The 8,835-nt window shown below is 37.8% G+C and carries 15 protein-coding genes; all 15 read left to right on the top strand.

Annotation, left to right across the window (positions count from 1 at the left end):
- Positions 1-59 precede the first annotated feature (59 nt).
- Positions 60-392, top strand: coding sequence for a helix-turn-helix domain-containing protein (locus DWZ38_RS21460; protein WP_117855337.1), 333 nt, complete (start codon positions 60-62; stop codon positions 390-392).
- 373 nt (positions 393-765) lie between these two features.
- On the top strand, positions 766-846 hold the full coding sequence (locus tag DWZ38_RS23025; protein ID WP_330420003.1) for a TnpV protein: 81 nt from the start codon (positions 766-768) through the stop codon (positions 844-846).
- Between the two features lie 213 nt (positions 847-1,059).
- Positions 1,060-1,389 carry a DUF6442 family protein gene (locus DWZ38_RS21450; RefSeq protein WP_005608366.1) on the top strand — a complete coding sequence of 110 codons (330 nt, stop codon included), beginning with the start codon at positions 1,060-1,062 and terminating at the stop codon, positions 1,387-1,389.
- Positions 1,386-1,592 carry a helix-turn-helix transcriptional regulator gene (locus tag DWZ38_RS21445; protein WP_003865061.1) on the top strand — a complete coding sequence of 69 codons (207 nt, stop codon included), beginning with the start codon at positions 1,386-1,388 and terminating at the stop codon, positions 1,590-1,592. The genes DWZ38_RS21450 and DWZ38_RS21445 overlap by 4 nt, the downstream gene beginning before the upstream one ends.
- A gap of 9 nt (positions 1,593-1,601) precedes the next feature.
- Positions 1,602-1,904: a hypothetical protein gene (locus DWZ38_RS21440; RefSeq protein WP_008121271.1), complete on the top strand. Its 303-nt coding sequence runs from the start codon at positions 1,602-1,604 to the stop codon at positions 1,902-1,904.
- A gap of 19 nt (positions 1,905-1,923) precedes the next feature.
- The gene (locus DWZ38_RS21435) at positions 1,924-2,721 is read left to right on the top strand and encodes a YhfC family glutamic-type intramembrane protease (RefSeq protein WP_243000489.1); all 798 of its coding nucleotides are present in this window, start codon (positions 1,924-1,926) and stop codon (positions 2,719-2,721) included.
- A 78-nt stretch (positions 2,722-2,799) separates the two neighbouring features.
- Complete coding sequence (locus tag DWZ38_RS21430; protein WP_117855333.1) at positions 2,800-2,991, top strand: PC4/YdbC family ssDNA-binding protein; 192 nt, start codon at positions 2,800-2,802, stop codon at positions 2,989-2,991.
- Positions 2,992-3,284: 293 nt separating this feature from the next.
- On the top strand, positions 3,285-3,710 hold the full coding sequence (locus DWZ38_RS21425; protein WP_117855331.1) for a GNAT family N-acetyltransferase: 426 nt from the start codon (positions 3,285-3,287) through the stop codon (positions 3,708-3,710).
- 170 nt (positions 3,711-3,880) lie between these two features.
- On the top strand, positions 3,881-4,552 hold the full coding sequence (locus DWZ38_RS21420; RefSeq protein WP_021925582.1) for a class I SAM-dependent methyltransferase: 672 nt from the start codon (positions 3,881-3,883) through the stop codon (positions 4,550-4,552).
- A 163-nt stretch (positions 4,553-4,715) separates the two neighbouring features.
- The gene (locus tag DWZ38_RS21415; RefSeq protein WP_021925583.1) at positions 4,716-5,315 is read left to right on the top strand and encodes an MptD family putative ECF transporter S component; all 600 of its coding nucleotides are present in this window, start codon (positions 4,716-4,718) and stop codon (positions 5,313-5,315) included.
- Positions 5,315-6,007, top strand: a complete 693-nt coding sequence (locus DWZ38_RS21410; protein ID WP_117855326.1) for an energy-coupling factor transporter transmembrane component T — start codon at positions 5,315-5,317, stop codon at positions 6,005-6,007. The genes DWZ38_RS21415 and DWZ38_RS21410 overlap by 1 nt, the downstream gene beginning before the upstream one ends.
- Complete coding sequence (locus DWZ38_RS21405) at positions 6,007-7,413, top strand: energy-coupling factor ABC transporter ATP-binding protein (RefSeq protein WP_021925585.1); 1,407 nt, start codon at positions 6,007-6,009, stop codon at positions 7,411-7,413. Before DWZ38_RS21410 ends, DWZ38_RS21405 begins: the two co-directional genes overlap by 1 nt.
- Positions 7,403-8,029 (top strand): hypothetical protein, encoded by a 627-nt coding sequence (locus DWZ38_RS21400; RefSeq protein ID WP_021925586.1) that lies wholly within the window; start codon positions 7,403-7,405, stop codon positions 8,027-8,029. Before DWZ38_RS21405 ends, DWZ38_RS21400 begins: the two co-directional genes overlap by 11 nt.
- A 209-nt stretch (positions 8,030-8,238) precedes the next feature.
- Positions 8,239-8,616 carry a DUF6544 family protein gene (locus DWZ38_RS21395; protein ID WP_021925587.1) on the top strand — a complete coding sequence of 126 codons (378 nt, stop codon included), beginning with the start codon at positions 8,239-8,241 and terminating at the stop codon, positions 8,614-8,616.
- Between the two features lie 30 nt (positions 8,617-8,646).
- Positions 8,647-8,826: a hypothetical protein gene (locus DWZ38_RS21390; protein WP_022233904.1), complete on the top strand. Its 180-nt coding sequence runs from the start codon at positions 8,647-8,649 to the stop codon at positions 8,824-8,826.
- The last annotated feature ends 9 nt before the right edge of the window (positions 8,827-8,835 follow it).

Genomic DNA, 8,835 nt, shown 5'->3' with positions numbered 1-8,835 from the left:
AAACAATATATGATGAAAGGATGTGAAAAAGTCGAGACAAAGTCTACTCGACGAGAATTATGCGAACAAAAGAAGAATTACCGGAATGCCCAGTTGCAACAGCAGTATCTCTCATCGGAGGAAAATGGAAACTGCTGATTTTGCGTAACTTGAAAGAGCGTCCATGGAGATTCAATGAGCTACAACGAAGTATAGATGGTATTTCACAAAAGGTTTTGACAGATAGTTTAAGACAAATGATGAGTGATGGACTGGCATATCGCCACGATTACCATGAGCAGCCACCAAGAGTTGAATACGGCTTAACGGAACTCGGAACAAAAATGCTTCCAATTGTTAATTCACTTGCTGACTTTGGTAACTACTATAAATCAATTATTGAACAGAATTAAGGACGTTAGTATTTGAAAAGCTTGAACAATTCCAGTTTATTGGGAAGTCGCAGAGAACGAAAAATCGGGATTGAGCGTCTTCGTCCATTCAAAGAGCATCCGTTTCAAGTGAAAGATCCATAAAGCGACAGAACGAATTATTGAAGAACAGAAAGAACAATCTGAGGATTCATAGAATGCGATTTAAGAGAAAAAAGCCTCATGACCATGCGGAAAAATGAAAGCAAAATACGTTAGCTAATAAAGTGTATAGGCTCAAAAGGGAAAGTGCCCTTTTGGGCCTTTTTTGTGCTTTGCTATAAGTAATACCACAATTAAAGGGCAAAAAATAGCGTTTAAGCAGGGTGTAACGGAAGAACTGAAAGCAACGGATATGATGAGATGGATAGGATTGATGAATAACATTCGAGCCTGTGCCGATGAGATTGTATTGAATGATATTGTGTATTCCTAACGGATACCAACCGAAGAAGAACTGCTGTCAAACCGATGGCAGTTTTTCTTTTTCGGCAAGTATTCAAGAAGTCATTAAGTCGTGAGTATAATCGAAGTGCTAGAAAAGTTATCTCTTATATCGGTTGTAACTTTTTTATGACTCTATTGACAAGAAAACTTGGTATGTGTATAATTAAAATATGCAAAGAAAACTTGGCATGGAGGTGTTTTTATGAAAAAGGACGAAATATTAAATGCAAGCAGAAAAGAACATCGCAATAAGGACTTGGCTGAAATGGAAGTGGTATATCAAGCCGGAAGTCACGCAAGCAGAGTTGGTGCTTTAGTGTGTTGTTTGCTTTCGCTGTTATCTTCTGTGCTTGCTCATACTATGATTTACAGTCCGTGGGTTATATACTTCAGCATTATTGCAACACAATGGTTAGTTCGTTTTATCAAAATGAAGCGAAAGAGCGATTTGGTCTTGACTGTTCTGTTTTTTGTGCTTTCCATTTTGGCATTTGTTGGATTTGTTAGCCATCTTTTAGAGGTGAGAATATGAAAGAACAATTACAACTGAAAAATCACTTAAAGGAAGTTCGCACAGAAGCAAATCTTTCTCAAGCTCAGCTTGCAGAAATGGTAGGGGTATCAAGAAATACCATTAGTTCTATTGAAACAGGACAGTTTAATCCAACTGCAAAATTGGCTCTAATTCTTTGTATTGCATTGGACAAAAAATTTGAGGAACTATTCTATTTTTAGGAGGTTATTATGGAAAATATTATAATGTTGATTTTGGGAGTGTTCATATCTGTTGTGGGAATTGTAAATATCAAAGGCAATATCAGCACAATTCACTCTTATAATAGGCGAAAAGTAAAGGAAGAAGATATACCAAAGTATGGAAAAACAGTCGGCACAGGAACGCTGATTATAGGAATATCTCTTGTATTAGGTTTTATTGTTTCGTTTTGGAGTGAAATAATTATAGATTATATCATTCTTCCAGCAGTTATTGTCGGATTAGGCTTTATATTGTATGGACAGTTCAAATACAATAAAGGAATTTTTTGAGAATCAGGGAGGTATAAAGATGGAATTGAACACAATATCAGGTCTGGCGATAGCGGGAGTTATCTGCTCCGTTGTCCTCTCGATGGGGGTACCGATTGCTTTGTTCATTGCAGGAAGGGTGAAGCTTAAGGCAAGGATTTCCTCGTTCTTTATCGGGGCAGGAACCTATCTGCTGTTTGCCATGCTGTTGGAGCAGCTGTTGCATGTTCTTGTCATTCAGTTCTGCGGACTGAACGCACAGAGCAGGCCATGGCTTTACTATGTGTACGCGGCTTTGGCTGCAGCGGTTTTTGAAGAGACCGGAAGACTGATTGCCATGAAGTTCTGGATGAAGAAATGGCTGGATTTTCCAAATGCACTGATGTATGGAATCGGGCATGGCGGTGTGGAGGCCATTCTGCTCGGAGGACTCTCCGGAATCAGCAATCTTGTGTCCATGCTGATGATCAACAGCGGAGCCATGCAGAATACGCTGGCGGCACTTCCTGCTGAGTCTGCAAACCAGACCGTGTCACAGCTGTCGGCCCTATGGACAACACCGGCACCACTCTTTTTTGTAAGCGGAATCGAAAGAATCAGTGCCATCATTCTGCATATCGGGTTGTCACTGCTGATCTACCGGGCGGTAAAGGCAGGCAAATGCAGAACAGCGGCTTTTACAGCGGTTCTTGCATATGAGATTCATTTTATCGTGGACTTCTTTGCCGTGGCAGGTCCGGTGCTTCTTCCCATCTATGTGATTGAAATTGGTGTCTTTGTGATGGCAGCCGGAACTCTTGTTATGGCGCTGAAGATGGGAAGGATGGAAGAACTGTGAATTCCAGTTTTCTGCTATCATAAAACAGAATATATCTGACAGAACGCACCGTAGAAATACGGTGTTTTTTGTTACCCAATAGGAATACTTTCAGAAAGTGCCAAAGGTTGGAAAAAAGAATTAAATATGATTTCATGGAATGGAGCTGCAGAAAAATATGATATTCGTGACTGGGCACCAGAACATGAAAAAATGGGAAAAGGAATTACTTTATCTCAAGAAGAGGCAGAAGCTCGGTATGAGTTACTGGGTAAAACTCTAAAAAAATAGTTGTAATTAAACAAGCCAAAGACGTTTGATTGGGTGAACAGTTAAATGTCTTTGGCTTTCTTCGTAGAAATATAAATTTAATCCAACTCCGCCCCTAACTCATACCTCCAATATTCTGCCGCTTCATACTCTCTAGGTTCTGAGAGTATCCCTCTATATAACGAAACGCTCAGAGGCTGTTTTACAGTGGGGTAAAAGAAAAAATATCAAAAAATCGATGATTAATGGTAAGCTTGTGATAGAATGAAAAAAAGAGAAAAGCATAAAGGATGTAGTTGAGGAGAATATTTGTTATGATTAGAAAGTTGCTGAACGGAGATATCGATAGAGTCGCTGACATATGGTTAAAGACAAATCTGAAAGCACATTATTTTATTTCCAATCAATACTGGAAAAGTAATTATGAATTAGTGAAAGAAATGATGTTACAATCCGAAGTCTATGTGTTTAAAGTGGATAAAATGATACAAGGATTTGTAGGACTAAATGATGAATATATCGAAGGTATTTTTGTCTCTGATGAAATGCAGTCATGTGGCATAGGTAAATTTTTATTGGATTATATTAAGGATAAAAAAGTTAGCTTACGATTAAATGTATACCAGAAGAATGCCAGAGCAATTTCTTTTTACCAAAGAGAAGGGTTCATTATTCAATGTGAAGATTTGGATGAAGATACTGGTGAAAAAGAGTACACTATGCTATGGAAACAAAAATAGAAATCGGGATTTGACGGAGAGTCTGCTTTCATAATGCAAGAAGTTTTATGTGTGTTAAAACCGGGTGGGGTTTACATATTGTCAGATACCGGAGTGGGTAGAAAAATACAGGAAATTATAGTAGATGTTACTAAGGCTGATAATCAAGTGATTTGACGATGGAGGAAAATATGGCAGATAAGATTCAAAACGCATATGAATCATCGAAACATATATATGACGATGTTCTGACGCAAGGAAGTATTTTAAGCAAGCTATATATAAAATTCTTCTGGAGTGGAACAGATGATAATGAGATTGCTAGGGAATTATTGTCCTATATTCCAGACGATTACAGTGGAAATATTCTTGACGTTCCGGTAGGTACAGCTGTTTTTACTGCTAAGAAATGGGCAGCACTTACGAGTGCTAAGATTACGTGTCTTGATTATAGTAAAGATATGATAGAGCAGGCAGAAAATCGATTAGGACAATATAAGCATATTTCATTTGTTCAAGGCGATGTGGGAAAGCTGCCGACGGAGAATGAGACTTTTGATATGGTATTGAGTATGAACGGCTTTCATATTTTTCCGGATAAAGATAAGGCTTTTCAAGAAACATGGTGTGTCTTGAAGAAAGATGGCACCTTCATAGCTTGTTTTTATATTAAGGAAAAATCACGCGTCACAGATTGGTTGGTCAAAAATATTCTCTCGAAGAAAGGGTGGTTTATGCCGCCATTTCATACAGAAAATGAATTGAAAATAATTCTTGAGAAATTTTATAAAAATATAGATATGCATGTTGATGGTTCTATAGTTTATTTTAAGTGTTTTAATAAGTTAGATAAAACTAATTGATTTTTGGAGAGCTATATGCTATATTCTTTTGAGAGAAAAAGGAATTTGGGGCACAAGGGTGTGCAATCACATATTCAAGTAATATGAGAAGCACACCATATTTTAAGTCAATGGATTAGTGATGACTAATTTGCGAAATTACATAAAACGGAGGATACTTTTTATGAACAAAACAAATAAATTGACAGTACCGGACTTAATTAGTATTGGTGTATTTACTGCACTTTATTTTGTACTTGTAACGATTGCAACCTTTGCTAGTGTGGCGATTTTTCCTGGATTTAATAACGTAGTCTTACCTGCGTTCTGTGCGTTGATATCAGGATGCGTATATACGCTTTTAGTGGTAAAATTACAGAAGTTTGGTGGGATTTCAGTAATGGGGATTGTCATGGGATTGTTTTTTATGATTTCCGGTCATTTCATTATCTCGTTTGCTGCCAATATTGTAATGGGTATCGTTGCTGATTGTGTTGCGAAAGTGGGAAAATATAAAAGTAAAAAATGGATTATACTTAGTTATGTTCTTTTTTCTTATGGGCTGTTTGGACCGGTAATTCCGATGTGGTTTATGAAGGATGCATATGTGGCGAATTTGGTGGCTCGTGGTAAAGATGCAGTTTATATTGCAGAGTTGTTTGCGAACATTAACATGGTAACTTTTGTCCTTGCAGTAGTGGCAACCCTTATATGTGCCCTTGTTGGTGGCTGGTTCGGAATGAAGATGATTAAGAAACATTTTGTAAAGGCTGGTATTGTATAATGAAACTTCGCTTAGATCCAAGAACAAAGTTGTTTTTACTCTTACTATCCAATATGACATTGTTTTTTCATGTCAATTTAATAACAGAGGTTATTTTAGTGTCGATACTGCTTTCGTTATTCTTTTTTTCAGGGAGATATAAAAGCGGTATTCGAATGACGTTAATTTATGGTTTTATGGTAAGTGCTGAATTCTTGATAATCCCTTATACAGAAGGTGTTTTTTTGAACTTTATAGCCATGTTTAGTGTGGGAATAAGAATGATGCTGCCATGTGTGATTTCTGGGGCATATGCCTTTTCTACCACGACAGTAGGCGAAATGGTATGCGGGCTCCGAAAAATCAAGGTGCCGGAATGTATCATTGTACCAAGTGTGACGATAATAAGATTCTTTCCTACTATAGCAGAAGATTACAGACAAATTAAGAATGCTATGGCATTTCGTGGAATTGCCTCAGGAAAGCTGGCCTTGTTACGCAATCCGGCACAATCTTTGGAATATATACTGATGCCTCTTTTGATGAATAGTAATAATGTGGCGCAGGATTTATCTGTGGCTGCCATGACAAAAGGAATCAGTATGCCGGGAATACATACGAGCATGACGGAATTAAGAATGACAGCTGCGGATGGGTGCTGTATGTTAGCTGGGGTAATGCCATTTGCACTGTATTTTGGAGGTGTTCTGTAATGATCGAAGTAAGTAAGGCTTCTTTTTACTATCCAAACACGGACGAGGGAGCATTGAATGATGTTTCGTTACAGATAAATTCCGGAGAATGCGTGGTGTTATGCGGAAAAAGTGGTTGCGGAAAAACTACTTTGACCAGATTGCTTAATGGCTTGGCTCCTTCTTTTTTTGATGGAAAACTGGATGGTATGTGTCAAAGCTTTGGGCTATGTGCAGGAGAAGCTGCCATAGAAGAGTATGTACCTATAGTTGGAAGTGTATTTCAAAATCCTAAAACACAACACTTTAACATAGATACAACGGCAGAATTGGCATTTCCATGTGAAAACATGGGTATGAATTCAACAGATATTCAGGAAAGAGTAAGAAGCTGTGCGAATGAGTTTGCTATGGAACATCTTATGGATAGGAGCATATTCAAATTATCCGGCGGTGAAAAACAAAAAATTGCATTTGCAACGGCTTGTATGTTACAGCCAAAGTTATTGGTCCTTGATGAGCCGACCAGTAACTTGGATTACAAAGCAATACAGGAACTACATGATATGATTGCAAAAAAGAAGTCAGAAGGAATTACGATTGTGATTGCAGAACATAGACTGGCATGGTTAGCTGATATTGCAGATAGGTTTTGTTATTTTGCGAGTGGAGAATTGCAAAGACAGTGGAATGCAACAGAATTTTTAAAGTTATCGAATGAAGAAATGCAAAAGATGGGATTACGTCCAATGGACATAACTTCTTACAGAAAGCGTGCGAAAGAAAAAACAAAAAGTGAGATGCTTGGTTCGATACCATTAATGAGTGCAGAACATTTATTGGTTGGATATGAGAAGAAGAAACCAGTATACGAAATAGATAGATTTGCTATTTGCAAGGGTGAGATTGTTGGATTGATGGGAAGCAATGGAGTCGGGAAAAGCACATTTGCAAAAACACTTTGCGGTTTGCAAAAACCGATAGCAGGAACGATGGAGCCTGTTAAAGAGAAAGAACGCTTAAAGAAAAGTTTTATGGTAATGCAGGATGTAAATTATCAATTGTTTTCTGATAGTGTTCGTGAAGAGGTACTACTTGGAGCAAACAGACCGGAGTTGTGTGAAGCAGTGCTGGAAGCCTTAGGATTAACGGAATTTGCTGACAGACATCCTATAAGTTTGTCCGGAGGACAAAAACAACGAGTGGCAATTGCCTCTGCGATGCTGTCAGGGAAAGAACTTATTGTCTTAGATGAGCCAACCAGCGGCCTTGATTATTATCATATGACGCAGGTTGCGCATTTGTTAAATCAGTTGAAAGAATGGGGAGCAGCGGTGCTTGTTATCACACATGATGAAGAATTAGCAGCAGGCTGGTGTGACAGAGTAATTTATTTGGAAGATAAGGGGAAAAAGAATGGAATTTAAACAGAGTCAGTGGTTAGGAAAATGGATTAATTTTGAAAACTTAATTTATAGTGATGAAACAGCAATAAAACTTTGTTGGGAGGAGGCAGAACGTATTGCAGGTGCAATGCCAATGTTTAAAAATGGAGCAAAAGCATTTTGGAAAATGGCGTGTAGTACAATAAATGAAGAATGCAATGTACGTCTTGGTGGTTGGAATATTACGGAATCAGACGGAGGTATGACCATTGAATGGATGGATGTGGATGGAAATGTTCTAGGTAAATATTCATATGAAGTAAAAGATATTATAGAAAAAGGATTAGAGGGTAAGGAAAACTTTTTGTTTGAAGCAAAAGATGCACCGAACGAATGTCAATTCCGTTATATGCTTGCGATGGAACCTATGCCTGAGCGTGAAGAAAGATTGAACGGAGGTCTGTTGAGTCACCTGCATTTTCAATATGCAAGTCGATTGGAACTGTTATTTAAAGACGGAAAACTAAATAAACAGATGTGGTATGCAACTATGTGCGATGGTGATGGTGAATTGCTGGAACAATGCAATATCGTTCGGGCATTACACAGAATTCCAAAATGGGAGAAGTTGCCGGATGGCATAACAAACAATAAATAGTGATAGAATGGAATGAAGCTTAAGAGAGTGGAAACTTTCTGCAATGGTTCCAAAGAAATCTACATATATTGCATCTTTTTTATCAAATTATGTGCTTTTTACAAGCATATGTATCAACTTGTGCAAAACTCCTCCTACAGTTAAGGAGTTGGCGGTATAAAGGGAGTTATTGCAAAAGGAATAACCTTATTTGATCAGACGGGCCAGACATGGATGAAGCATGCCTGGCAACATATCTTGCGGAGAGTATGTTTGTGCCGTCAATTTTACTGCAGGATTATATTTCTTTTGAAGAAATCAGTGATTATGAAGTGAAAGCAATCATTCGTCACGGCGGTCAGACTGCAAGTGGTATTTTTGCGTTTAATGAGCAGTATGAATTTGTTTCTTTTACAACAAATGACAGAGCGGTGTCCAATACGGATGGATCCATGGAATATATCCCATGGTCGGCGGTTTGTGGTGAATATTGTATTTCTGAAAATGGAATTAAGTACCTGACCAGATTTCAGGCAATATGGAATTATCCGGATGGAGAGTTTGTTTATTTCGATGGTGTAATTAGTACAGTATCATATGATGAGTGAGACAATCGGAATTTATGGAGGATAAAGTTGATGAACAACAAAAGGATAATTATAGGAGTCACTATCGGAATAATCGCAGCAATACTTTGGAGCGTTGTTTTTATAAATGTCTTAAATAGCATGGCTGGAATTGGAATCGGAATATGTCTGGGTATATCTTTTGGTATATCTGGCAGTCTTATTTTTTCAAAAAAAGATAAAGATAAATGATGATACAAC

This window comes from Ruminococcus sp. AF31-8BH (assembly GCF_003460605.1).
In the GTDB taxonomy this organism is placed as follows: domain Bacteria; phylum Bacillota; class Clostridia; order Lachnospirales; family Lachnospiraceae; genus Blautia_A; species Blautia_A acetigignens.
The sequence above is the reverse complement of the archived record's forward strand: the minus strand, read 5'-3'. Positions and strand labels throughout refer to the sequence as shown.

Coding starts and splice junctions, on each gene's coding strand:
- DWZ38_RS21410 (WP_117855326.1), top strand. CDS start 5,315: ATGAAACTTCGCTTAGATCCAAGAACAAAGTTGTTTTTACTCTTACTA.
- DWZ38_RS21405 (WP_021925585.1), top strand. CDS start 6,007: ATGATCGAAGTAAGTAAGGCTTCTTTTTACTATCCAAACACGGACGAG.
- DWZ38_RS21425 (WP_117855331.1), top strand. CDS start 3,285: ATGATTAGAAAGTTGCTGAACGGAGATATCGATAGAGTCGCTGACATA.
- DWZ38_RS21415 (WP_021925583.1), top strand. CDS start 4,716: ATGAACAAAACAAATAAATTGACAGTACCGGACTTAATTAGTATTGGT.
- DWZ38_RS21440 (WP_008121271.1), top strand. CDS start 1,602: ATGGAAAATATTATAATGTTGATTTTGGGAGTGTTCATATCTGTTGTG.
- DWZ38_RS21420 (WP_021925582.1), top strand. CDS start 3,881: ATGGCAGATAAGATTCAAAACGCATATGAATCATCGAAACATATATAT.
- DWZ38_RS21460 (WP_117855337.1), top strand. CDS start 60: ATGCGAACAAAAGAAGAATTACCGGAATGCCCAGTTGCAACAGCAGTA.
- DWZ38_RS21395 (WP_021925587.1), top strand. CDS start 8,239: ATGGATGAAGCATGCCTGGCAACATATCTTGCGGAGAGTATGTTTGTG.
- DWZ38_RS23025 (WP_330420003.1), top strand. CDS start 766: ATGATGAGATGGATAGGATTGATGAATAACATTCGAGCCTGTGCCGAT.
- DWZ38_RS21400 (WP_021925586.1), top strand. CDS start 7,403: ATGGAATTTAAACAGAGTCAGTGGTTAGGAAAATGGATTAATTTTGAA.
- DWZ38_RS21450 (WP_005608366.1), top strand. CDS start 1,060: ATGAAAAAGGACGAAATATTAAATGCAAGCAGAAAAGAACATCGCAAT.
- DWZ38_RS21390 (WP_022233904.1), top strand. CDS start 8,647: ATGAACAACAAAAGGATAATTATAGGAGTCACTATCGGAATAATCGCA.
- DWZ38_RS21435 (WP_243000489.1), top strand. CDS start 1,924: ATGGAATTGAACACAATATCAGGTCTGGCGATAGCGGGAGTTATCTGC.
- DWZ38_RS21445 (WP_003865061.1), top strand. CDS start 1,386: ATGAAAGAACAATTACAACTGAAAAATCACTTAAAGGAAGTTCGCACA.